The following is a 22,775-nucleotide window of genomic DNA, read 5'->3' on the forward strand; positions in this document are numbered from 1 at the left end:
GTGGCTGGCTCGGCGGCATTCCTTCCAGACCTTCCTTCCGCCGGCCAGCAAATCGGCCGCTGACGCGGAGGAGCGGATCGCGTTGCGATCAATGGAGTGGTGGCGTTGCCACCGATTGGCTCAGGCTCGGTTCCCGAGCAGGGGACTGTGGCCAAATGGCCTGCCGCGGGCCACTGAGCTATCGTTTTCGCCCTCGTCCAGGGGTCGGCCTCGGGTGAGTGACTGGGCTCCCAGAAACCCCGCTCAGAGACTTTCCGCGCGAGCGTGATTTGCCCTCGAATTTGCTTCGCTCCAGGCAAGAGCTCGGTTAGACTGGGCGTTACCGCAGGCTAGCTTTTCCTCGCAGCCAAGCGAAGCGTCCGTTACAGACCCCTTGGTTTTGCGAGTGGGGGTGTCGAGTCTTTATGGACCGACACGAGCTTGCGGAGTACGTGCGCGCGAGTCGAGCGTCTCAAGGACTTCCCGAGGTAATCGAAGACCCGGTAGTGCTCTCTGACATCGCGCGCATCCTCAGATCTTCCACACAGGCTCAAGCCGAGTTGGATCAAAGCGGTTCAGGCCTCGAACAGCCGGCTTGACCACGACCTGATCAAAGACTGTGTGCAGGAGTGCCTGCTTGCGCTCAAGCGGCAGCAACTCAAACGACTCATCAAAAGCATCCTCCAGTGAGAATTCCGTGATGAGTTGCAGCCGAGGTGCCGTCTCGGCCAAAGCAGTGCGCTGCGTGGCCAGGCGCTCATCCAGGACAGTTTTAGCCGAGAGCCATTCGCTGCGGGTGATGGTGTCTGCTGCGTAGTCAGCAGCCAGCTCATCAAGTTTTATCCTGCACGCTCGCATCACTTGCAGGATGTCCTCTTCGGTAGGACCGCCCGGCTCGGCGAGGAGCTGTTCTGCCATCTGCGGGGAGAGCAACGCTTCTCGGGCCATCGCCGTGACAAAGGCATCCGTTGGGTCGGCAAGGATGAATGTCTTGCCGCAGTGGTTGTTTCCCGGCATCTTGTTGCAGATGTAGCGCATCATGCCGTCTTCTCGCGGGCGGCCGCACATGCCTGCTCCGCAGAGCGAGCAATGCAGAAGCCCGGTGCACAGACACCGCCGCGGAGTGGGGGACGTGAGCCTTCGCTCTGGTGCCAAAAGGATTGCGCGCAGCTTCTCGGTTTCGCCAGGGGTGATGATCGCAGGCCATACAGCAGTCGCAACGATCGCCCCTACGAGCGCTCGCTTGCTCTCACTGCGAGGACGCGGCTGGTGCTCACGTTGGCCGGAAATTCGTCCCGAGCACAACAGCCGCTTGAGCGTGGTCACCGACCACTGACCGCCCGTTGTGGTCCGGATCCCCAGACCGTTGAGTTCTCTCACCAGCGTGCGGAGCTTATCCCCGATGAAGACGCGCGCCACGAGTTCACGGATGATTGCGGCTTCGTACTCATTGATGGTGCGCCGATCAGCGTTATAGCCGAAAGGGGCGGTAGCCACCGCCTGAGACCTGGCCGGTCTCGGCCAGCTCCAGGGCCTTTCGCCGGCTCCGCTCGGCCTTGTGCTCGCTTTCGTAGCGGGCCCAGGCCCCCAGGGTGCGAGCGACTGCTCGACCAGCGGGCGTGGTCAGGTCCAGCGGTCCGGCGAGGTAGGTCTCAACCAGGATGTGCCGCCGGTCGCACAGGTCGATGAACTCCTCCAGCTCAAGCGGCGAGCGATGGAGTCGGTCGGTGTGCCAGGCGGCGACCGCGTTCTGTGGGCCTGTCCAGAGATCAGCCATCAAGGCCCGGTAGTCGCCCCTGGGGCGCCCGGAATAGGCCGAGAGGTCATTGTCTACGTAGACGCGTCCAACAGGCCACGAGAGGCGCCCGCAGAGGCTTCGACAGTCGGTTTCCTGTCGCTTGACGCCGAGCCCTGCCCCCACTCGGTCATCGCTGATGCGACAGTAGATAGCAGCGAGGGTGTCCATATTTTCAAGGTATGTCTGCAAACGCCCCGATGGGCCAGCGAGACCGCACCCGGTCTCGGCAGACCGCTGCCGCCGCCGACGATGGCCGGCATCGTCGTGGAGTGGTGCGGGGCGCAGTAGGGGGCGGTGTCGATCAGTGGGCGCCCGGCCGGGAGCAGCCCCGCCACCGAGTGGACTGCGGTGACCTCCAGGGCCTCCTTCTGGGTCAGCGGCGGGAGCAGCGCGGGCAACCGCTCCGCCAGCATCGTCTTGCCCGCGCCCGGCGGGCCCTTCAGGTAGAGGTGGTGTCCTCCGGCGGCGGCGATCTCCAGGGCCCGCCGGGCCTCGTACTGGCCGGCCACGTCGGCCATGTCGAGCCGGGCCGTCCGGTCGTCGGGCAGGCCCCGCACACCCGCGCAGGGCAGCATCAGCCCGGCCATCAGCGGATCCGGCCGGCCGCCGATCGGGTCGGGCGGCTCCTCCGGTGCCGTCGTGCCGGTCAGGATGGCGACGAGCTGGCGCAGGCTGCGGACGCCGATCACCGTCACCCCGGGGACGAGCGAGGCCTCGGGCGCGGTCTGCTCGGCGACCACGACCCGCTCGTACCCGGCGTCGGCGGCGGCCAGCACCGACGGCAGCACCCCTCTGACCGGCCGGACCCGGCCGTCCAGCCCCAGCTCGCCGATGACCAGCAGGTCGGCGATCGCGGAGGGGTCGAGCCGTTCGGCGGCGGCCAGCACGGCGCAGGCCACCGCGAGGTCGAAGCCGCTGCCGCTCTTGGGCACCGAGGCGGGGCTGAGGCCGACCGTCAGCTTGCGCTGCGGCCAGGCCTCACCGCTGTTCACCACCGCGGCACGGACCCGGTCGCGGGCTTCGGTGAGCGCCTTGTCGGGCAGGCCGACCAGGGTGAACGCGGCCACCCCGGGCTCCAGATCGGCCTGGACCTCGACGATCACTCCGTCGACGCCGACCAGCGCGACGGAACAGGTGCGGGCGAAGGCCATCTCAGACCACCCCCCGCAGGTGGTCGACCAGGGCCGCACCCCGCGCCCGGTTGACCACCGCGACCAGGTCGATCCGCACCCCGCCCGGTGGGGCGGGCGGCCACTGCGGATCGGTGGGCCCCGGGTCGTAGCCGGGGCCGGCCAACTCGGCGAAGTGACCGGGCCAGCGCTCGGCCATCCAGCGCTCGGCCAGGCGTTGCAGCCGGGCGGCCTTGGCCCGGTCGATGGCCTCGGTGGGCTGTTGGAAGCCCCGCTCGGAGCGGGTCTTCACCTCGCAGACCGCCACGGTGTCGCCGTCGAGGGCGACGATGTCCAGCTCGCCCTCGACGCAGCGCCAGTTGCGGTCCAGGATGCGGAGCCCGGCCTCCGCGAGTCGGCGGGCGGCGACCCGTTCCCCGTAGCGGCCGAGCCCGTTCTTGGTGCTGCGGTCCGGGATCGCCCGCGGGGCTTTCCCGGCTGCGGCCGCGTCCGGTACTGCCTGGTCCGGTACGGCCTGGTCCTGCACGACGGTGTGCTGCATGGTGACCACCTCCGCCGAGGAGGCTGTACCAATGCGCACGACGAGGCCCGGGAATTACCGTTCCCTGTGGATAACCCGGACTTGTCGACAATTCTTGTCACCCGCAGGGGTGAAGAGGCCCGTTCCCGCGAAATTCGGCTGGACAACGCGGGACGGAGTCGTCCAACGTCAGCTCCCGAAGCCGGACTCGTCCGAGGGCAGCTCCAGATCGCTCTTCGCGAGTTCCTCGATGTTCACGTCCTTGAAGGTCAGCACCCGGACCTTGCGGACGAACCGGGCCGGCCGGTACATGTCCCAGACCCACGCATCCGCCATCGACACCTCGAAGAACACCTCGCCCTGGACCGAGTGCACCTGCAGCTCGTAGTCGTTGGTGAGGTAGAACCGTCGCTCGGTCTCGATCACGTACTTGAACAGGCCGACGACGTCCCGGTACTCCCGGTAGAGCTTGAGCTCCATCTCGGTCTCGTACTTCTCGAGATCTTCGGCACTCATCCAGGCGTCCCCTCATTTGTCACGTCCACCCATTGTGGACCACCGCACCCGCGGTCAGAGCCGTACCGGATCCACCGGCGGGCCCTCGGCCAGCAGCCGCTCCAGGAAGTCCACCAGTCCGACCGGATAGACCGTCTCCGCGGTCCCCCTCAGTTCCTCGACCGTCCACCAGCGCGCCGCGAGCAGCTGGGCGTGCTCGTCCGCACCCATGCCCGAGTGGTCCAGGCCCGTCTCCGTGGTCCGGGCCAGGTGGAACCACTGCTCCTGCTCGTAACGCTGCCCCTGAAAGGAGAACGACACCGTGCCGTACGCCACCAAGGGCCCCAGGTCCACACCCCGGAGGCCGGTCTCCTCGGCGAGCTCCCGCTCGGCGGCCTCGCGCACGTCCTCCCCCGCCTCCAAGCCGCCCCCGGGCGTGAACCACCACGTCTCCCCCGGGGCTGCCGGGTCGGCACCCAGGAAGAGGAGGATGCGGTCCAGCCCGTCCAGCAGCAGGATCCGCGCCGCCCTGCGACGCCGTGCTGTCATGGCAGCGCTCCACGCTCCTTCCGTTCGCATCGGTGGCGCTACCGATCCTGCCACCCGGCGCGGCCGTCCGGGGCGATGTTCGGCAGAGCGGCCGGCCGGGCGACGGTCCCGCTCAGGAGCTGCGCCCCCGGATCCGGCGGGCCAGGCCGGCCACTCCGCCCACCGCCGAGGTCACGAGGATCAGCGCCGCGCCCGCGACGGAGGCGAAGGCGAAGGGCGCCAGCGGCCCCGGCTGCGAGGCCTTCGGGCCCGCGAACCCGTCGAAGTCCGTGACCCGGTCGAGCAGGCCCGTCCGGTCGAGGGGCAGCACGGTGGCCTCGACCCTGGCCTCCACGGCGTCGGCCGGGACGGTCCCGCCGTCGACCTCCAGGTGGGTCCGGGAGTCGAGCGACCCCACCCGGTTGTCACCGAGCAGGAACAGCCGGCCCTGCGGCACCGTGACGCTGAACGAATCGCCCTGGCGGCCCTGCGTCGCGAGGTAGGGCTCCTCCACCGGCTGCCCGTTGACCGTCAGCCGGTGCTCGGCCCCGGTGGCGGCGACGGTGTCCCCGCCGACCGCGACCACCCGCTTGACCATGAGTTCGCTGCCCCAGGCCTGGTCCCGGAAGACCACCACGTCGCCCCGCCCGACGTCGCCGCCGCCGACCTTGCGGGCGAGCACGGTGTCCCCGATGCGCAGCGTCGGGTGCATCGAGGCGGTGGGGATCTTGTACGGCCGGTAGTCGATCGCGATCAGTGCGAACCCGCCGATCATCAGCACCAGTCCGAGCGCCAGCGCGACGCCCTGCAGCACCGCGGCCGGCCGGCGGCCCGCACGGGCGGGCGCGCTCGGGTGGTCGACCGTCTGCTCCACGACACCGCTCATCAGAACCGTCCACCTCTGGCCGACCGGAGATCACCACTGGCACGCCGGAGGCACGGGCGGAAAAGCCGACGGGCCGTGGCACGTCCGAGCAGATTACTCGTCGGTACCACGGCCCGCGCAAGAGCCGGGGGCAACCCGGTGGAACACGATCCGGTGGAGCTCAGGACTCCTTGCGGCGCTCCGCGCGACCCCGCACCCGACGCACCAGCGGGAGCAGGGCGACGGCCCCCACCGCACCGGCCACGGGGGGCGCCATCGGCGCGGCCGCCGCCAGGCCCTTCTGGTCGAAGGTGTCCGGCACCGGCAGCGTCGACCAGTGGCCGACCGGCCAGGCCACCACGAAGGCGCGCCCGATCACGTTGTCCACCGGGACGGTGCCGCCACCCGGCTGGTCCATGTGGAAGCGGGAGTCCAGCGAGTTGGCGCGGTGGTCGCCCATCACCCAGATCCGGTCCTTGGGCACCTTGACCGGGCCGAACGGACGGTCGCCGCAGGGGGTGTTGCCCTGGTAGACGTACGGCTCGTCGAGCGCGACGCCGTTGACCTTGACCGGCCCGTCGCCCTCGCACTCGACGGTGTCCCCGCCGACCGCGATGACCCGCTTGATCAGGTCCTTCTCGTTGGCCGAGGGCATCAGGCCGACGAAGCTGAGCACGTCCTGCACGCCGCGCAGGAAGGAGTTGCTGCTCTGCTGGGTCGGCTCGTCGTTCAGCCAGCCGCCCGGGTCGTGGAACACCACGACCTCACCGCGCTCGGGCTCGGCCCCGAACCAGGGGGTCAGCTTGTCCACCAGGACGCGGTCGCCGACCTGCAGCGTGTTCTGCATCGACTCCGACGGAATGGAGAACGCCTGGACGAAGAAGGTCTTGATCACCAGCGCGAGGACCAGCGCGATGCCGACCAGGATCGGCAGTTCCTTCCAGAACGACCGCGGCTTGCGCGGCTTGGCCGGAGCCTCCGACTCCGACCCGTCCGCGGGCTCGGCCCCCGGGTGCGGGGAGTCCGGGGGGTCCTCCGAACCGGTGCCACCCTGCCCGTCGGCGGTCTGCGCCGCCGCGTCCTCGACCGAGGCCGAGGAGGACGCGGACTCGGCGGACCGGTCCGCCCGACGGCCCGGGCCCTCGGGCTCTCCGGCGCCTGACCGGGCGCCGATCACCAAATCCCCCACAACGTCTCCTCCCTGCTGTGCGGACGCCCGCGCGCCCGCGCTCAGAGTGCCGCACAGCGGGCACCACGCTCACCTCGACCATGAACGCCTCAGGGCTGCCCACCGCGGACTCCCCTGACACCAGCACAGCCTCGGCCCACGGCCGGGAGCACTCCCGGCCGCACCTGCACTTCTCTATCACTCCGAGGCATCCGGCTCGCGGTCCCACACGCGAGACCTGTCCGGTCGACGGCCGGCGCGGCTCACTCCGGAGGCCGCCCGGACCGGCGAACCACGAGCGGAAGGATGCCCAACACCCCCATAACGAGCGGTGGTTCCACAGGAACCGGCCCAACGCCCACCGATCCCGCGGCAGTTCCACCGGCCTGCGGCATCCGCGAGAGAGAGGAGAGTGAACTCGGTGCATCGAGTTGATGGAAGCGGTCCAGCGGCCAGGCGATCACGAACGCGCGACCGACCACGTCGCCCAACGGGATCGTCCCCTGTCCCGGATTGCCCATGTGGAAACGGGAGTCGGCGGAGACGTCCCGGTGGTCGCCCATGACCCACAGCCGCCCCTGCGGCACCAGCACCTTGAAGGTCTGCCGGGACGACGGGTTGCCCGGCGCGAGGTAGGGCTCCTCCACCGGACGGCCGTTGACGCTGAGGCGCCCCTGCGCGTCGCAGCACTCGACGGTGTCCCCGCCGACGCCGATCACCCGCTTGATCAGGTCCTGCTCGTCGTCGGAGGGCAGCAGTCCGACGAAGGTCAGCACCTGCTTGGTCGCGCCCAGCACCGGGCCCTCGTCGGACGGCTCGTGGTCGCGCTCCAGCCAGCCGCCCGGGTCCTTGAACACCACGATGTCGCCGCGCTGCGGCTCACTGCCGAACCAGGGAGTCAGCTTGTCCACCAGTACCCGGTCCCCGATCAGGATGGTCCGCTCCATCGAGCCCGAGGGGATCACGAACACCTGGACCAGGAAGGTCTTGATCACCAGCGCCACCAGCAGGGCCACCAGGACGATCAGCGGTACCTCGCGCACCAGCGAACGCTTGCGCCGGCGGGCCGCCTTGCGGGCGCTGCGCCGCCGCTCGGCCCGGCCGCGGGCCGGCCGGGCCCCGGTCGGACCACTGCCTGCCGCACCGTCCCCTCCCGCTCCCCTCGCGGACGGTCCCCCGGCGGCCCGCAGGCCGGCACCAGACGGCTCCGCGGCCGGACGGTCGGCGAGCCGTCCCTTACCCCTGCTCCCCATGACCGCCCGTTCCCCCAGTCACGGCGAAGGCCGCGGGCCGCTCCAGACTGGTCCAGCGCGAGAACGGGTAGACCACCCAGTCCGCCCGCCCGATCACCTTCTCCTCGGGCACGAAGCCGCCGCCGGGCTCGCCGAGGTGGTCGCGGGAGTCCCGGGAGGCGCTGCGGTGGTCACCCATCACCCACAGCTCGCCGGCCGGCACGACGACGTCGAACGCCACGCTCGACGGGTCGTCGCCCGGAGACAGGTAGGAGGTCTCGTCGACCGGCACGCCGTTGACGGTGATCGGCGCACCCGGGCCGGTGCTGGTCACCCGGTCCCCGCCGACGCCGATCACCCGCTTGACGTAGACGGTGTCCCCGGCCGGAGCGAGGCCGAGGTCCTGGGCGAAGGAGCGCAGGCCGTCCCAGAAGCCCGACGGCTTCGCCGACTCGCGCAGGAAGGAGCCCGTCCCGTCGAAGACCACGACGTCGCCCCGCTGGGGGTGGCCGCCGAAGGCGTAGGCGAGCTGGTTCGCGACCAGCCGGTCGCCCGGGCGCAGGGTCTCCTCCATCGACCCGGAGGGCACCGCGAACGGACGCGCGACGAAGGCGTTCACCAGCAGCAGGGCCGTCAGGCAGATCCCGACCAACAGCAGCAGGTCCCGCGAACGCGAGTGCCCGGGCTCCTCGTCCTGGTCCTGGCCGTCCTCGCCGGAGCCGTCGGCCTGTTCCGGACCCTCGGCGCGCTCAGGCCCGCCGCCGTGCTCCGGGCCCTCGACGCCGCCCGCCGCCGCACCGCCGGCGGCCCCATCGGAGACGGCCGCACCGCCCGCCGCCGCACCGCCGGCCGCCCCATCGGAGACGTCCGCGGCATCGCCCCCGGAAACGACCGCGGACCGCGACAGCGAGTCCGCACCGGTGGGTGCGGGACTGCCGTCGCGGTCCGCGGGTGGTTCGTGCGTGCTCATCGGGGGGTGAGCTTACCTTGCGGCCGTTCGGCCCCCTCCGAGCATTCCGATCCCCCGGCGAGGCCGGGGGCCGGTGGATCAGCGGTCGCGCTTCTCCTTGATCTTCGCGGCCTTGCCGCGAAGGTCACGCAGGTAGTACAGCTTGGCGCGGCGAACCGCACCGCGGGTCACGACCTCGATCTTCTCGACGACCGGGGTGTGCACCGGGAAGGTGCGCTCCACGCCGACGTTGAAGCTGACCTTGCGGACGGTGAAGGTCTCACCGATACCGGCGCCGTGGCGGCGGATGACGACGCCCTGGAAGACCTGGACACGGGAGCGGTTGCCCTCGATGACCCGGACGTGAACCTTCAGGGTGTCACCGGCGCGGAAGGCCGGAATGTCGCTACGCAGCGAGGCCGCGTCGACAGCAGCGAGCTTGTTGCTCATGTTGCTCTCCATCGCAGGCGCCACGGGCCGCCCACGGAAAATCGTCTCAATGGGATGTGCTGCGGGCCGCATCGGCTGACGACGATCCCCCCGTGGCGGGGGCGCCGGTCCACGTGCCCCCTACGGAAGGGGACCAGCGGCAGACAACAGCGGCCTATTCTTCCACATCACCGGCCACGGACCGAAATCGGCCGAGCCGCTCGTCCCAGGCCAGGCCGAGGATGCCCAGCGCCTCGCGCTCCTTCTTGTCGAAGGAGCCGTACTGCCAGCGCTCGACCAGGTCGGGCCGGTTGGCCAGGGTCCGGGCGAAGGCCTGCTCGCGGCGCCAGCGGGCGATCTTGCCGTGGTTGCCGCTGAGCAGCACGTCCGGCACGGTGCGGCCGCGCCACTCGGCGGGCTTGGTGTAGACCGGGCCCTCCAGCAGGTCGGCCATCGCGCCCGGTGCGAAGGAGTCGTCGCGGTGGGACTCGGCGTTGCCGAGCACCCCGGGCAGCAGCCGGGCGATCGCCTCGACCATCACCAGCACGGCGACCTCGCCGCCGGCCAGCACGTAGTCGCCGATCGAGGCCTCGACCACCGGCATCCGGGTGGCCGCCTCCTCGATCACCCGGCGGTCGATGCCCTCGTACCGGGCGGGGGTGAAGGCCAGCCAGGGGCGGCCGGCCAGTTCCTGGGCGAGCTCCTGGGTGAACGGGCGCCCGCTCGGGGTCGGCACGACCAGGGTGGGCACCTGCCCCTCGGGGCCGGCGGCGACCACCGCGTCCAGCGCCTCGCCCCACGGCTCGGGCTTCATCACCATGCCGGGGCCGCCGCCGTACGGGCTGTCGTCGACCGTGCGGTGCACGTCGTGGGTCCACCCGCGCAGGTCGTGGACGTGCACGTCCAGCTGGCCGCGGGCGCGGGCCTTGCCGACCAGCGAGACGTCCAGCGGCTCCAGGTACTCGGGGAAGATCGTGACGACGTCGATCCGCATGCCGCTCTGCACGCCCCCGGAACCGGCGTCGCCGGACACCCCGCCGCCCGAATCGACCGCGCCGCCGGAAACAGCCGCGCCGCCCGAACCAGCCGCGTCGCCCGCCCCGGCGTTCTCCTCGACGGTCACTCCGACTCCTCCGAACCCTCGGCGCCCTCCGGACCCTCGGCGCCCTCGGCCGAGGAGCTCCCCGCGACCTCGGCCCGCTCCGGGTCGATCAGCCCGGCCGGCGGGGTGATCACGGCGCGCTGGTTCTCCAGGTCGATGGTCGGCACGATCTGGGTGACGAACGGCACCAGCACCTCCGTCCCGTCGGCCTTCCGGACGGTGAGCAGGTCCTGGTACGGCAGGTGGACGACCTCGGTCAGCTCGCCGACCGGGGTGCCGTCGAGCAGCACCACGTCCAGGCCGATCAGCTGGTGGTCGTAGTACTCCTCCGGGTCCTCGGGGCTCTCCTCCGGGTCGACCTCGGAGATGAGCAGGGTGCCGCGCAGGGCCTCGGCCGCGTTGCGGTCCTTGACGCCGGCGAAGCGCAGCAGCAGCCGGCCGCTGTGCACCCGGCCGGACTCGACGGTCAGCGGTCCGACCGACGCGGGGTCGGTGAGGACGACGGCACCGGGGCCGAGCCGGAGTTCCGGCTCGTCGGTGCGGACCTCGACACTGACGTCCCCCCTGATGCCGTGGGCACGGCCGATCCTGCCGACGACGAGCTGCACGGTGATCGTTCTCCTGGAGTTCCTGAGCCGAAACGAAAAGCGACGGGCTGCGAAGCGATGGTGCGACGGAAATGCGAACGGAAATGCGAAAGGCCGACCGGGACGACATGCGTCCCGGTCGGCCTCACAAGCCCTGACGGCTGAACGAGCAGCAGCGTCAGCGAATGTTGTCCACGTCGACCAGGTCGACCCGGACGTTGCGACCGCCGAGGGCGCCGACCACGGTGCGCAGAGCGCGCGCCGTACGGCCGCCCCGGCCGATCACCTTGCCGAGGTCATCGGGGTGCACCCGCACCTCGATGGTGTTACCCCGACGCAGGTTGCGCGAGCGCACCTGCACCTCGTCGGGGTGCTCGACGATGCCCTTCACCAGGTGGTCGAGGGCGTCCTCGATCACGATCAGGCCTCGGCAGCGGCGTCGGCCTCAGCCTCGGCCTTGTCCGACTTCTTGGCCTTCGGGGTGATGGCGACGCCGGTGGTGGCGTCCTCGAAGCCGGCGACGGCCTTCGCGAACAGGTGCGAGAAGTCCTCGACCTTCGGCTCGGCGACCTTCAGCGGCGCCGGGGCCGGCAGGCCCTTGAACTTCTGCCAGTCGCCGGTCAGCTTCAGGATGGCGAGAACCGGCTCGGTCGGCTGGGCGCCGACGGACAGCCAGTACTGGGCGCGGTCGCTGTCGACCTCGATCTTCGAGGGGTTGTAGGTCGGCTGGTAGATGCCGATCTCCTCGATCGCGCGGCCGTCACGCTTGGTGCGGGCGTCGGCGACGACGATGCGGTAGTGCGGGGAGCGAATCTTGCCGAGACGCTTCAGCTTGATCTTGACTGCCACGGGAGTGGATTCTCCTGGTGTTGACGTGGGTGAACGGGCTCGCCATCGCGTGGGGTTGCGCGGCGGACCGTTCAAGGGACACGCCAGCCGTAGGAGAGAGGGGTCCTGCCCGGCTGCCGAGTACTCAGCTGTCCATTCTGCCACATCGGCGAGAACCGCCTGTACGCGGGACCGGGCGCCCGGTCAGGGCTCGACCGGGAGCCCCCGCTCCCGGTCCAACCCGAAGACATCACCGCTGTCCTGCCGTACCGCTCGCTCTTCACTGCCCAGGAGCTCGAGAGCCCAGGAGTTCAGGAGCCCAGGAGCTCAAGGGTCCGAGCCGCGACGCCGTGCCGCTCATTCCGGCGGGACGGCTGCCCGCACAGCAGCCCGCCGGGACGTCGGCGCCGACTACGCGATCTTGAACGGCTGCTGGCACGCCCCGCAGACGATGGACGCCTGCGCGAGCACCGACGGGACGACCCGGACGTTGCGCCCGCAACCGCAGACCGCCTTGACCCGCACGCCGCCCCCGGAGGAGCCGTGCCGGGCCGCCGGGCCGCGGAAGGCGCGCGTGGCGCCGTCGCCGGCCACCGCCTCCTGGTGCGCCCCGAGGGCGCGGTCCAGGCGCTCGATGGTCTCGGCGTACCGCTCCTGGGTCTCCTTGAGCATGGTCACCTGGGAGAAGCCGCTGCTCGCGTGCGGTTCGACCGGGTGCGCCAGGCCCAGCTCGGAAGCGAGCATCAGGAAGCGCCGGTTGTGGTAGCGGCCGGCCCGCGAGGTGTCCCGGATGTCCCGGGCCGCGGCCAGACCGTGGGCGGCCTCGTGGAGTAGGCGCTCGAATCCGAGCCGCGTCCCGCAGGCCGAGGAGGACTCTCCGATCAGCGCCTCGGGCGAGGCGAGGTCGGGGAGGTCCTGGTGGTAGGCCTGGATGTCGCTCCAGGCGGCGGCCAGTTCGGCCGCGAGAACGAGGGGCTGTGTCGTGCTCACGCTAGACCAACGATGGAGTGCGAGCCGATGTTCCGCATGTTCTCGTTCCCGGGGAATTCACAGGGAACTCCCAGGAATGCAAGGCCGCGCGCGAATTGCGCGTTCCGGATCTGACGCAAGACCAACCCCCTGCCGGTTTCGGCCCGTCGCAACGCCGACGGGCCTGCTGAATTCCGTCCGGGGGGCGGGCTGTCGCCACCCAGGACGTACGGCCCGTGGGCCTGCCGGATTGACAGGGCCACGGGCCGTACACCGTACCGCTATTCCGTTAATACCGGGAGTTGACCGGCCAGTAGGGATGTCCACCGCAGGGACACACCTGAACAGTTACCGGATTCTTACCCATCCGCATTCCGGGCAAATGTCGCCGGTGACGGCCATTACCCGTGGACGACGGACGTCCGGCGGACGCCGAGGGGACATCCGCCGGGCACCGGACGGAGGTCAGTACGCGCGGGCGACGATCGCGACGTTGCCTTCCTGGTCGTCCGCCTGCGGCACCGAGCCGTCGGCCGCGACGATGCAGCGCACCGTGACTCCCTGCTCGGCCAGCTTGGCCTCGCCCTCCGCGCCGAGGTCGGCCCAGGAGATCCGGCCCCAGCCGGTCGCCGAGGCCTCGACGGCCTCGTCGACGGTCTTCACGTCGACCGTGCGGGACTCGCGGCGCTCGCGGGACTGGCGCAGCAGCAGCGCCTGGTCCTCCTCCAGCACGCCCGGGAGCAGCGCGGCCAGGGCGTCGATGGAGACCGGCTCCTTGCCGCCCGGGATGCGGCGGGCCAGCATCGCGGTGCCGTTCTCCAGGTCGCGCGGGCCGACCTCGATGCGCAGCGGAACGCCCTTGAGCTCCCAGTCGACGGCGCGGCGGCCGAACGGGGTGTCGGTGCGGTCGTCGACCACGACCCGGATGCCGGCGGCCTCCAGCTGGGCGCCGATCTCGCGGACCTTGGCGATGACCGCGTCGTCGCCCTTGATCGCGAGCACGACGGCCTGGACGGCGGCCAGGCGCGGGGGGACCCGCAGGCCGTTGTCGTCGCCGTGGGACATGATCAGGCCGCCGACCATGCGGGTCGAGACGCCCCAGGAGGTCTGCCAGACGTGCTCGCGCTCGGCGCCCTGCAGCTGGTAGGTGGTGTTGAACGCCTTGGCGAAGTTCTGGCCCAGCTCGTGGCTGGTGCCCATCTGCAGCGCCTTGCCGTCGCCCATCATGCCCTCGAGGGTGAGGGTGTTGATGGCGCCGGCGAAGCGCTCCTTGGCGGTCTTGCGGCCGAGCACGACGTCGATGCCGAGCACGTTGGTCATGAAGTCGCCGTAGACCTGGGTGTGGATCATCGACGCGTAGTCGCGGGCGTCCTCGTAGGTGGCGTGGGCGGTGTGGCCCTCCTGCCAGAGGAACTCGGTGGTGCGCAGGAAGACGCGCGGGCGCAGCTCCCAACGGACCACGTTGGCCCACTGGTTGATCAGCAGGGGCAGGTCGCGGTGGCTCTGCACCCACTTCGAGAAGTACTCGTTGATGATCGTCTCGGAGGTCGGCCGGACGACGACCGGCTCCTCCAGCTGCTTGCCGCCGCCGTGGGTGACCACCGCGAGCTCGGGGGCGAAGCCCTCGACGTGCTCGGCCTCCTTGGTCAGGTAGGACTGCGGGATGAACATCGGGAAGTAGGCGTTCTGCGCGCCGGCCTTCTTGATCCGCGCGTCCATCTCCTGCTGCATCCGCTCCCACAGGCCGTAGCCGTACGGTCGAATGACCATGGTGCCGCGCACCGGACCGTTGTCGGCCAGCTCGGCCTTGTTGATGAGGTCCTGGTACCAGCGCGGGAAGTCTTCCGCCTGAGGGGTGAGAACGGGTGCCTTAGCCATGGGGCGAATGGTACGGGGCCCGGGGCCCCGGTTTCGAATCGGTATCACCGGACGGGGGCGCGCCGCACCGCCGGGCGGGGGCGCACCACCGCGACACCCGCGTACCACCCCGCACCCCTCTGGACGCCGGGCCCGAGCCGCTGTTCGCTGGTGTGGGGCGGGACTTTGGGGGAGCCGTAGCAGCACACCGAAGGACCGGATGGGAGGCCGCCATGGCTTCAGCTCGGACGACCGGCACGACCGCACGACCGACCGGCGCACGACCGCACCACCCGCGGACCGGGTCCGCCCGTTCCGCGCGGGCGCGCGACTGGGCGGAGATCCAGGAACGCATGCTGGTGCCGCTCTACGAGGCGGTCTACGACCGGCTGGACGTCGGTCCGGCGACCAGCGTGCTGGGCCTGGGCTGCCGGTCCGGACTGGCCCTGCTGATCGCGGCCGGCCGGGGCGCCCAGGTCGCCGGGCAGGAGCCGCGGGACGAGCTGCGCGAGCTGGCCCACGACCGTCGGCTACGGGTGTGCGCCGGGTCCGGGACGGCCGCCGCCGTCCCCCGCTCGGCCCATTCGCTGGTGACGGTTTTCGAGCGGTTGCCGGGCGGCGCCGGGTCCGCTCCGGTGGTCGCCGAGGCCGCCGGGCTCACCCTCCCGGGCGGGCACGTGGTGCTGGCCGCCTGGGGCCCGCCGGAGCGCTGCGAGAGCGCGCCGGTGCTGGACGTGGCCCGGCGGATGGCGGGTCGGACCACGGCGCGCGACCCGTTCGAGCTGAGCGTGCCCGGCGCGTTGGAGGACCTGCTCGCCCCGGCCGGTCTGCGCCCGGCCGGCAGCGGCCGGGTGAGCTGCCCGTTCGCCTACGCCGATCTCGACAGCGCGGTGCGCGGCCTGCTCTCCACCGGCCTGTTCGAACCGGCCGAGGAGTTCTCCGGCGCCTCGCTGGTGGTCAAGGAGCTGGAGGAGGCGCTCCAGCCGTACCTGCGCGCGGACGGCTCCGTGCGGATGGAGAACCTGTTCCGGTACCTGGTCGCCGAGCGGCCGCGCTAGCCCGCGAACCGGGGGCGCCCGCCACCATGGCGAGCGCCCCCGGCACCCCGCTTCACGCCTGGTCGATCGACTTCCCGTCGGCCCCGTCGGGCCCGCCAGACCCCTCGAGCCCGCCAGACCCCTCGGACCCGCCGGAGCCCGCAGAGCCGTCGGAATCCGCCGAGGCCACTTCCCGCGGCACCCCCGCCGCCCGGTACGCCGCCTCCTCGTCCAGCGTCTCCGCCTCCAGCAGCGCCGCCGCCAGCGCGTCCAGCCGGTGCCGCTGCTCGGTCAGGATCCGCACCGCGTCGTCGTAGCACTCGGAGACGATCCGCCGGGCCTCCTCGTCCACCGCGTCCAGGGTGGTCGGCGCGGCGGAGAGCCCGTACGCGCCCTGCGGGTCGGAGGGCACCGCGGTGAGCCGGCCGACCCGCTCGCTCATCCCCCAGCGCCCGGCCATCCCGCGGGCGATGTTGGTGACCTGCTCCAGGTCGCTCTCCGCACCGGTGGTGATCACCCCGTAGACCACCTGCTCGGCCGCCATGCCGCCGAGCGCGCCGATGATCCGGCCGCGCAGGTAGGGCTCGGTGTACGAGTAGCGGTCGTTCTCCGGGGTGGAGAGGGTGACGCCGAGGGCCCGGCCGCGCGGCACGATGGTGATCTTGCGGACCGGGTCCGCGCCGGGCTGGAGCATGCCCAGCAGCGCGTGCCCGCTCTCGTGGTAGGCCGTCCGCTCGCGCTCCTCCTGCGGCATCACCAGCGGCCGCACCGCACCGAGCTGGACCTTCTCCAGGGCGTCCGAGAGGTCCCGCTCGTTGACCGCGTCCTGCTTGCGCTTGACGGCCAGCAGCGCGGCCTCGTTGACCAGGTTGGCGAGCTCGGCGCCGGTCATCCCCGGGGTGACCTTGGCCAGCTGGTTGAGGTCGGCGTCGCCGGACAGCGGGACGCTGCGGCTGTGGATGCGCAGGATCGCGGCGCGGCCCTCCCGGTCGGGCGGGCTGACGGTGATCCGCCGGTCGAAGCGGCCGGGGCGCAGCAGGGCCGGGTCGAGCACGTCCGCCCGGTTGGTGGCGGCGATCACGATGACGCCCTCGGAGCCGGTGAAGCCGTCCATCTCGGTGAGGATCTGGTTGAGGGTCTGCTCGCGCTCGTCGTGGCCGCCCATGCCGCCGCCGGCGCCGCGCTGGCGGCCGATGGTGTCGATCTCGTCGATGAAGATGATCGCCGGGGCGACCTTGCGGGCCTCGGCGAACAGTTCGCGGACCCGGCTGGCGCCGACGCCGACGATCATCTCGATGAACTCGGAGGCGGAGGCGGAGAAGAACGGCACGTTCGCCTCGCCGGCCACGGCCCGGGCCAGCAGGGTCTTGCCGGTTCCGGGCGGGCCGCTCAGCAGCACCCCGCGCGGCATCTTGGCGCCGAGCCTGCGGTACCGCTCGGGGTTCTTCAAGTAGTCGACGACCTCGGTGAGTTCGGCCTCGACCTCGTCGATGCCGGCCACGTCGGCGAAGGTGGTGCGGCGGCCCTCGTCGGCGGTGACCGGCTTGGGCGGCGCCTTGCGGCCGAGCGGCCCGCCGCCGAGTCCGCCGGCCATCCGGCGGGCGAGCAGCACCCAGATGAAGACCAGCAGCAGCATCGGGGCGAGCGAGAGCAGCAGGTTGGTGAGGAAGCTGCGCTGCTGGACCGGCGAGGTGGCGGTGACCTCGACGCCCTGCTGCTGCAGGGTGGTCCAGAGGTTGTCGCCCGCGAAGGAGGGCCGCTGGGTGTCGAACTCGGTGTAGTCGCCCTTGCCGCCGTCCGGCTTGGGCTGGGCCGACTTGAGGGTGCCCTCGATCGCGTCGCCCTTGGCGTAGATCTTGGTGATGTTGCCCTTGTTCAGCTGGTTGTTGAACTCGGTGTACGAGATCGTGGTGGCACCGGCGGGGCCGAAGAAGGACAGCAGCAGGTCCGAGATCAGGAACACCACGAGGGCGGTGAGGGCGAGGCCCACCCATCCGCCGGGCATCCGGCGCTTGGGCGGCGGCGGAGGCGGAGCGCCCTCCGAACGCCAGGGCTGGTCGGGTGTCTGACGTGGCGGCACGGGTTCGGTCACCCGTCGGACAATACGGACAGGCGCTCGGGCGAGCCAATCGCAACGCCGCGCCCGGCCCTCCGCACGCCCCGCCCCCGGCCGTCCGACCAGCGGCTATGCCGTCGCGCCCGGCCACTCCTCGGCGGTCAGCGCGAACCGCTCGTGGTCGCGCCAGTCCCCCTGGAGGAACAGCATCCGCGGGGAGAAGCCCTCGTGCCGGAAGCCCAGCCGCCTGGCCATCGCGATCGAGCGCTCGTTGTCCGGCTGGACGTTGATCTCCAGCCGGTGCAGCCCCAGCCCGTTGGCCGACTGCGGGGCGAAGCAGCGGTCCACGACCAGCCGCATGCCCTCGGTCATCCGCCCGGTGCCGTTGAACGGGAGGTACGAGTCGTAGCCGAGCGTGGCGTTGCAGAACCGGCTCATCACGATGTTGGCGACGTTCACCTTGCCGACCAGTCCGCCGGTGTCCCGGTCGAGGATCAGGAAGGTGCGCAGCCCGGACCCCTGGCGCTTCAGCAGGTCGGGCAGTCCGTCCGGCTCCACCGGGTTCCACCGGCCGATGTGTTCGGCGGACCGCCGGACCGCCTCGGCGTACCCGGCCGTGTCCTCGGCCCTCGGGGCCCTGATCATCACTCGCATGCCCCCATCATCGGACACGCGATCGGCCCGCCGCCCGGAAACACCGGGCGGCGGGCCGACCAAAATCGATCAAGGCCGATCGCCGTCGATCAGAGGATGATCGGACGGCCATCGGATGGTGATCAAGGACTACAGCATGTCCTTGAACTCCTTGGGCAGTTCGAAGTCGGCCGGGCCCTTGCCCGCGCCGAGGCCGAACGCGCCGCCGTCCGCCGGGGCCTGGCCGGCGCCCGGGCCGAGCGCGCGGCGCTGGGCGGCCTCGGCCTCCTCCTGCGCGCGCTTCAGCGGGTTGCCGCTCTTGCGCTTGCCCTTGGCCTGCGGGGCCTTCTTGGCGGACTTCTTCCCGCCGCCGCCCATGCCCGGGATCCCCGGCATGCCGGGAACGCCCTTGCCGGAGGCCATCGCGGACATCATCTTGCGGGCCTCGAAGAACCGCTCGACCAGGTTCTTCACCTCGCCGACCTGGACACCGGAGCCCTTGGCGATGCGGGCCCGGCGGGAGCCGTTGATCAGCTCCGGCTCGGCGCGCTCGACCGGGGTCATCGACTTGATGATCGCGCCGACCCGGTTGACGTCCTTGTCGTCGATGTTGTTGATCTGGTCCCGGATCTGGCCCATGCCGGGCAGCATGCCGAGCAGCTTGGAGATCGAGCCCATCTTCTGGACCTGCTCCAGCTGGGACAGGAAGTCGTCCAGGGTGAACTGCTTCGGGCCGCCGCGCAGCTTGGCGGCGATCTTCTCCGCCTCGGCCTGCGAGAAGGTCTGCTCGGCCTTCTCGATCAGCGAGAGGACGTCACCCATGCCGAGGATGCGCGAGGCCATCCGGTCCGGGTGGAAGGCGTCGAAGTCGTCGACCTTCTCGCCGTTGGAGGCGAACATGATCTGCCGGCCGGTGACGTGCGCGACCGACAGGGCCGCACCACCGCGGGCGTCGCCGTCGAGCTTGGAGAGCACCACACCGGTGAAGTCGACGCCGTCGAGGAAGGCCTGCGCGGTGGTGACCGCGTCCTGGCCGATCATCGCGTCGACGACGAACAGGACCTCGTCCGGGTTCACCGCGGCGCGGATGTCGGCGGCCTGCTGCATCAGCTCGGCGTCGATGCCCAGGCGGCCGGCGGTGTCGACGACGACGACGTCGTACTGCTTCTGCTTGGCGTACTCGATCGAGTCCTTGGCCACCTGCACCGGGTCGCCGACGCCGTTGCCCGGCTGCGGGCCGTAGAAGGCCACGCCGGCGCGCTCGGCGACCACCTGGAGCTGGTTGACCGCGTTGGGGCGCTGGAGGTCGCAGGCGACCAGCAGCGGGGTGTGCTTCTGCTTCTTCAGCCAGTGGCCGAGCTTGCCCGCGAGGGTGGTCTTACCGGCGCCCTGGAGGCCGGCGAGCATGATCACCGTCGGACCGCTCTTGGCGAACCGCACCCGGCGGGTCTCGCCGCCGAGGATCGCGATGAGCTCCTCGTTGACGATCTTGATGATCTGCTGCGCCGGGTTCAGCGCACCGGAGACCTCGGCGCCGAGCGCCCGCTCCTTGACCTGCTTGATGAAGGCCCGGACGACCGGCAGCGCGACGTCCGCCTCCAGCAGCGCGATGCGGATCTCGCGGGCGGTGGCGTCGATGTCCGCCTCGCTCAGGCGGCCCTTGCCCCGGAGGTTCTTGAACGTCGCTGCGAGGCGATCGGAAAGGGTGTCGAACACGTCGTCGCGGGTCCTCTGCGGCATCGGAATCGGTACGGTCGTCGCCCCCCAGGGTATCCGGCCGCCCCGGGTACGGTCTCCACCCCCGTGCGGAACCCCGGTCCGCGGCCCCCACCCGGGTCCCGTCCACGCCCCCGCACCTGGCCCGGAGCAGCGCTCGGCCCAGCGAGGACCGGTGCTCGGCCCGGCCCGGGCCGGTGCTCAGCCCAGCGCGGCCCGGACCGCCGCCGCCACCTCGCCGGCCCGCACGGCGGTCAGCGGGCGGCCCGCCTCGTCGGTCAGGTAGAACGAGTCGACGGCCTCCGCGCCCAGCGTGGAGACGTGTGCCGTGCGCACCCGGACGCCCGCCCCGTCCAGCGCCCGGCCGATCCGGTGCAGCAGCCCGGGGGCGTCGTGCGCGCGGACCTCCAGCACGGTCGCGGTCGCCGAGGCCACCGCGGGCGCCACCGCGACCAGCGGCGGCGGGGTGGGGATGCCCCGGCGGCGCGGGGCGGCGGCGTCCCGCTCGGCGAGCCGGCGGGCGACGTCCAGCGAGCCGTCCAGCGCCCGGCGCAGGTCGGCCCGCAGCCGGGCCGCCTCCGGCAGCTCGCCGTACTCGGCCGCCACCCGCCAGGACAGCAGCAGCACCGGCCCGGCGCCCGCCGGGTCCAGCTCGCGCAGTCCGGCCGAGCGGACGGCCAGCCGGTGCAGCGCGAGCACCCCGGCCGCGGTGCCGAGCAGCCCGGGACGGTCCGGGACCGCCAGGTTCAGCTCGACGCCCATCGGCTCGGCGCCCGGCTCCGCCCCCTCCGACCGGGCCAGCAGCGACAGCGCCGGCTGCCCGGTCCGGGCGGCCTCGACCGCGAGCCGCTCCTGCTCGGCGGTCGGCGCCGCCTCCACCGGCGGGACGCCCGCCCCGGCCAGCCGGTCCGCCGCCCGGGCCACCAGGCCGTCCACCAGCGAGGCCCGCCAGCCGCTCCACGCGGCCGGGCCGGTGGCCAGCGCGTCCGCCTCGGTGAGCGCGTGCAGCAGTTCCAGCTCCGGCACGCTGGTGACCACCTTGGTGATCGCCTCGACGGTGGCCGGGTCGTCCGGATCGCGCCGGGTCGCGGTGTCCACCAGGGTCAGGTGGTGGCGGACCAGCACCGCCAGGGTCTCGGTGTCCTCGGGGCCGAAGCCCATCCGGGCGCCGAGGTCGCGGACGATCACCTCGCCGGCCTCGCTGTGGTCCCCCGGCCAGCCCTTGCCGATGTCGTGCAGCAGGGCGGCGACCAGCAGCAGGTCCGGCCGGGCCACCCTGCGGCTCATCGCGGCGGCCCGTACCGCCGTCTCCACCAGGTGCCGGTCCACCGTCCAGCGGTGCACCGCGTTGCGCTGCGGGCGGCAGCGCACCCGTTCCCAGTCCGGCAGCAGCCGGCGGACCAGCCCCTCCGCCTCCAGCGCCTCCCACACCGGGACGGCCGACTCCCCCGCGCCCAGCAGGGTGACCAGCTGCTCGCGCGCCTCGTCCGGCCAGGGCACCGGCAGCGGGCGGCACTCGGCGGCCAGCCGGCGCACCGTGGCGTACGAGACGGTCAGCCCGTTCTGCGCAGCGGCAGCCGCGGCGCGCAGCGGCAGCACCGGGTCGGCGGCCGGGCGGGCGCCCTGGGCGAGCACCGCCTCGCCGTCCTGCTCGACCACGCCCTCGGCGAGCGGCCGCCGCTCGACCGCGCCCCGGGCCACCGCGCCGGTGCCGCGTCCGGCGCCGCCGAACGGGATGCCCAGCCGGCGCACCCGCCGGCCCCGGTCGCCGCGGGCCGCGAGCACCCGGTCCACCGCCCGCCAGGTGACGTCGCCCGCGTACGCGACGGTGCGGGCGGCCTCGTAGACCTGGCGCAGCAGGGTGTCGGCGTCCAGCACCCCGAGCCGCTCGGCGACCTGGTCCTGGTCCTGGAGACTGAGCCGGTCGGTGGCCCGGCCGGTGGCCAGGTGCAGGGCGTCGCGCACGTCGGCCAGCCGCTGCGCGGCGGCGTCCAGGCCGTCCCGGGGCGCGTCGGCCAGCCAGGTGGCGGCGATCGCGTCCAGCGCCACGACGTCGCGCAGGCCGCCGCGGGCCTCCTTGAGGTCGGGTTCCAGCAGGAAGGACAGCTCACCGTGCCGTTCGGCCCGCTCGCGGCCCAGCTCGCGCAGCTCCGGCAGGCGCGCGGGCGCGCTCGCGCGCCAGTCGGTGAGCACCGCGGAGCGCAGCGCGTCGGTGAGCGCCCGGTCCCCGGCGAGGTGACGGGCGTCCAGCAGGCCGAGCTGGGCCTTGAGGTCGGCGGCGGCGACCGCGCGGGCCTCCGCGACGGTGCGCACCGCGTGGTCGAGCTTGGCGCCCGAGTCCCAGACCGGGTACCAGATCCGCTCGGGCAGCTCCCGGGCGATCGGGCCGTCGTGCAGCAGCAGGACGTCCAGGTCGCTGCGCGGGGACAGCTCGCCGCGCCCGTAGCCGCCGACCGCGACCAGCGCGACGCCGGGCGGGGCTCCGGCGGCCGCGAGCAGCCCGGTCAGCCAGTCGTCGGTGAGCCGGGCCAGCGCCCGGCGGCGGGGCCGGCCGCCCGGGCCGGGGCCGGCGAGCAGCGCGGCCCGGGCGGCGCAGTGGCCGGAGGGGTCGGCGGGGTCGGAGGGGGCGGTCTCGGTGGTCATGCGCGTGGGTCCCGTCCGTCGTGCTGGTGAACCGTCCTGCTGGTGCGCCGTCTCCACGGGGTGGGCGTCCCACCGGGTGGAGCGTGCCGGGGTGGAGCGTGCCGGGGGGGGTGGAGCGGCCGGGTGCGGACGGAGGGCGGGCGCACCGTTCGGCCGCCCGGACGACGCCGGTACGCCGTCCGGCGGACCCGCACCCTTCCGGGTGAACGGGCCCGCCGTCCGCTGCGGGGCCGTCGGCCGTCGGGGCCGCCGGG

At 72.3% G+C, this 22,775-nt stretch carries 21 protein-coding genes and 1 pseudogene; 1 reads left to right on the forward strand and 21 read right to left on the reverse strand.

Annotated features, from left to right (window positions below):
- Positions 1-510 precede the first annotated feature (510 nt).
- The 17 genes and pseudogenes from ACIQI7_RS33800 to proS form a co-directional block, all read right to left on the reverse strand.
- Entirely contained in the window at positions 511-1,476 is a 966-nt protein-coding gene (locus ACIQI7_RS33800; protein ID WP_401117516.1) for a recombinase family protein, read from the reverse strand.
- Positions 1,451-1,945 carry a recombinase family protein gene (locus tag ACIQI7_RS33805; protein ID WP_401117518.1) on the reverse strand — a complete coding sequence of 165 codons (495 nt, stop codon included), beginning with the start codon at positions 1,943-1,945 and terminating at the stop codon, positions 1,451-1,453. Before ACIQI7_RS33805 ends, ACIQI7_RS33800 begins: the two co-directional genes overlap by 26 nt.
- 20 nt (positions 1,946-1,965) lie before the next feature.
- A pseudogene (locus ACIQI7_RS33810) lies at positions 1,966-2,928 on the reverse strand (YifB family Mg chelatase-like AAA ATPase); the annotation flags it as partial.
- A 1-nt stretch (position 2,929) separates the two neighbouring features.
- A complete protein-coding gene (locus tag ACIQI7_RS33815; RefSeq protein ID WP_401117520.1) occupies positions 2,930-3,448 on the reverse strand; it encodes a YraN family protein in 519 nt (172 codons plus the stop codon).
- A gap of 168 nt (positions 3,449-3,616) precedes the next feature.
- Positions 3,617-3,943: a DUF2469 domain-containing protein gene (locus ACIQI7_RS33820; protein ID WP_188301739.1), complete on the reverse strand. Its 327-nt coding sequence runs from the start codon at positions 3,941-3,943 to the stop codon at positions 3,617-3,619.
- Between the two features lie 54 nt (positions 3,944-3,997).
- Positions 3,998-4,471: an NUDIX hydrolase gene (locus tag ACIQI7_RS33825; RefSeq protein WP_401117522.1), complete on the reverse strand. Its 474-nt coding sequence runs from the start codon at positions 4,469-4,471 to the stop codon at positions 3,998-4,000.
- Between the two features lie 112 nt (positions 4,472-4,583).
- Positions 4,584-5,336: a signal peptidase I gene (gene lepB, locus ACIQI7_RS33830; protein WP_401117524.1), complete on the reverse strand. Its 753-nt coding sequence runs from the start codon at positions 5,334-5,336 to the stop codon at positions 4,584-4,586.
- 160 nt (positions 5,337-5,496) lie between these two features.
- On the reverse strand, positions 5,497-6,504 hold the full coding sequence (lepB, locus tag ACIQI7_RS33835; protein WP_401117526.1) for a signal peptidase I: 1,008 nt from the start codon (positions 6,502-6,504) through the stop codon (positions 5,497-5,499).
- Positions 6,505-6,746: 242 nt separating this feature from the next.
- Positions 6,747-7,526, reverse strand: a complete 780-nt coding sequence (gene lepB / locus ACIQI7_RS33840) for a signal peptidase I (protein ID WP_401117528.1) — start codon at positions 7,524-7,526, stop codon at positions 6,747-6,749.
- A 193-nt stretch (positions 7,527-7,719) separates the two neighbouring features.
- Positions 7,720-8,685, reverse strand: coding sequence for a signal peptidase I (gene lepB, locus ACIQI7_RS33845; protein ID WP_401117530.1), 966 nt, complete (start codon positions 8,683-8,685; stop codon positions 7,720-7,722).
- Positions 8,686-8,763: 78 nt separating this feature from the next.
- Complete coding sequence (rplS, locus tag ACIQI7_RS33850) at positions 8,764-9,114, reverse strand: 50S ribosomal protein L19 (protein ID WP_030306736.1); 351 nt, start codon at positions 9,112-9,114, stop codon at positions 8,764-8,766.
- Between the two features lie 154 nt (positions 9,115-9,268).
- Positions 9,269-10,087, reverse strand: a complete 819-nt coding sequence (trmD, locus tag ACIQI7_RS33855) for a tRNA (guanosine(37)-N1)-methyltransferase TrmD (protein ID WP_401117599.1) — start codon at positions 10,085-10,087, stop codon at positions 9,269-9,271.
- Positions 10,088-10,212: 125 nt separating this feature from the next.
- Complete coding sequence (gene rimM / locus ACIQI7_RS33860) at positions 10,213-10,803, reverse strand: ribosome maturation factor RimM (protein ID WP_401117532.1); 591 nt, start codon at positions 10,801-10,803, stop codon at positions 10,213-10,215.
- A 157-nt stretch (positions 10,804-10,960) separates the two neighbouring features.
- Complete coding sequence (locus tag ACIQI7_RS33865) at positions 10,961-11,200, reverse strand: RNA-binding protein (protein ID WP_030056773.1); 240 nt, start codon at positions 11,198-11,200, stop codon at positions 10,961-10,963.
- Positions 11,201-11,202: 2 nt separating this feature from the next.
- Positions 11,203-11,631: a 30S ribosomal protein S16 gene (gene rpsP / locus ACIQI7_RS33870; protein WP_045700219.1), complete on the reverse strand. Its 429-nt coding sequence runs from the start codon at positions 11,629-11,631 to the stop codon at positions 11,203-11,205.
- A gap of 390 nt (positions 11,632-12,021) precedes the next feature.
- Complete coding sequence (locus ACIQI7_RS33875; RefSeq protein ID WP_049650398.1) at positions 12,022-12,600, reverse strand: hypothetical protein; 579 nt, start codon at positions 12,598-12,600, stop codon at positions 12,022-12,024.
- Positions 12,601-13,044: 444 nt separating this feature from the next.
- The gene (gene proS, locus ACIQI7_RS33880) at positions 13,045-14,457 is read right to left on the reverse strand and encodes a proline--tRNA ligase (protein ID WP_387759371.1); all 1,413 of its coding nucleotides are present in this window, start codon (positions 14,455-14,457) and stop codon (positions 13,045-13,047) included.
- Between the two features lie 332 nt (positions 14,458-14,789).
- Here proS and ACIQI7_RS33885 point away from each other — a divergent pair, with 332 nt between their 5' ends.
- Positions 14,790-15,494 carry a class I SAM-dependent methyltransferase gene (locus tag ACIQI7_RS33885; protein WP_401117535.1) on the forward strand — a complete coding sequence of 235 codons (705 nt, stop codon included), beginning with the start codon at positions 14,790-14,792 and terminating at the stop codon, positions 15,492-15,494.
- Positions 15,495-15,546: 52 nt separating this feature from the next.
- On the opposite strand, the gene ftsH is transcribed toward ACIQI7_RS33885, so the two are convergent.
- From ftsH to ACIQI7_RS33905, 4 genes are all read right to left on the reverse strand, one after another.
- Complete coding sequence (gene ftsH / locus ACIQI7_RS33890) at positions 15,547-17,565, reverse strand: ATP-dependent zinc metalloprotease FtsH (RefSeq protein WP_401117537.1); 2,019 nt, start codon at positions 17,563-17,565, stop codon at positions 15,547-15,549.
- Between the two features lie 93 nt (positions 17,566-17,658).
- A complete protein-coding gene (locus tag ACIQI7_RS33895; RefSeq protein WP_401117539.1) occupies positions 17,659-18,183 on the reverse strand; it encodes a GNAT family N-acetyltransferase in 525 nt (174 codons plus the stop codon).
- Between the two features lie 129 nt (positions 18,184-18,312).
- The gene (gene ffh / locus ACIQI7_RS33900; RefSeq protein WP_401117601.1) at positions 18,313-19,878 is read right to left on the reverse strand and encodes a signal recognition particle protein; all 1,566 of its coding nucleotides are present in this window, start codon (positions 19,876-19,878) and stop codon (positions 18,313-18,315) included.
- Between the two features lie 201 nt (positions 19,879-20,079).
- Positions 20,080-22,521: a [protein-PII] uridylyltransferase gene (locus ACIQI7_RS33905; RefSeq protein WP_401117541.1), complete on the reverse strand. Its 2,442-nt coding sequence runs from the start codon at positions 22,519-22,521 to the stop codon at positions 20,080-20,082.
- Positions 22,522-22,775: the final 254 nt, after the last annotated feature.

This window comes from Kitasatospora sp. NPDC092039, assembly GCF_044756065.1.
In the GTDB taxonomy this organism is placed as follows: Bacteria; Actinomycetota; Actinomycetes; order Streptomycetales; family Streptomycetaceae; genus Kitasatospora.

What these genes read in the sequence shown, in the direction of transcription:
- ACIQI7_RS33825 (WP_401117522.1), bottom strand. Translation starts at nt 4,471, where the DNA reads ATGACAGCACGGCGTCGCAGGGCGGCGCGGATCCTGCTGCTGGACGGG.
- lepB (WP_401117530.1), bottom strand. Translation starts at nt 8,685, where the DNA reads ATGAGCACGCACGAACCACCCGCGGACCGCGACGGCAGTCCCGCACCC.
- ACIQI7_RS33905 (WP_401117541.1), bottom strand. Translation starts at nt 22,521, where the DNA reads ATGACCACCGAGACCGCCCCCTCCGACCCCGCCGACCCCTCCGGCCAC.
- ACIQI7_RS33885 (WP_401117535.1), top strand. Translation starts at nt 14,790, where the DNA reads ATGCTGGTGCCGCTCTACGAGGCGGTCTACGACCGGCTGGACGTCGGT.
- trmD (WP_401117599.1), bottom strand. Translation starts at nt 10,087, where the DNA reads ATGCGGATCGACGTCGTCACGATCTTCCCCGAGTACCTGGAGCCGCTG.
- proS (WP_387759371.1), bottom strand. Translation starts at nt 14,457, where the DNA reads ATGGCTAAGGCACCCGTTCTCACCCCTCAGGCGGAAGACTTCCCGCGC.
- ACIQI7_RS33805 (WP_401117518.1), bottom strand. Translation starts at nt 1,945, where the DNA reads ATGGACACCCTCGCTGCTATCTACTGTCGCATCAGCGATGACCGAGTG.
- ACIQI7_RS33895 (WP_401117539.1), bottom strand. Translation starts at nt 18,183, where the DNA reads ATGCGAGTGATGATCAGGGCCCCGAGGGCCGAGGACACGGCCGGGTAC.
- rplS (WP_030306736.1), bottom strand. Translation starts at nt 9,114, where the DNA reads ATGAGCAACAAGCTCGCTGCTGTCGACGCGGCCTCGCTGCGTAGCGAC.
- ACIQI7_RS33820 (WP_188301739.1), bottom strand. Translation starts at nt 3,943, where the DNA reads ATGAGTGCCGAAGATCTCGAGAAGTACGAGACCGAGATGGAGCTCAAG.
- ACIQI7_RS33815 (WP_401117520.1), bottom strand. Translation starts at nt 3,448, where the DNA reads ATGCAGCACACCGTCGTGCAGGACCAGGCCGTACCGGACCAGGCAGTA.
- lepB (WP_401117524.1), bottom strand. Translation starts at nt 5,336, where the DNA reads ATGAGCGGTGTCGTGGAGCAGACGGTCGACCACCCGAGCGCGCCCGCC.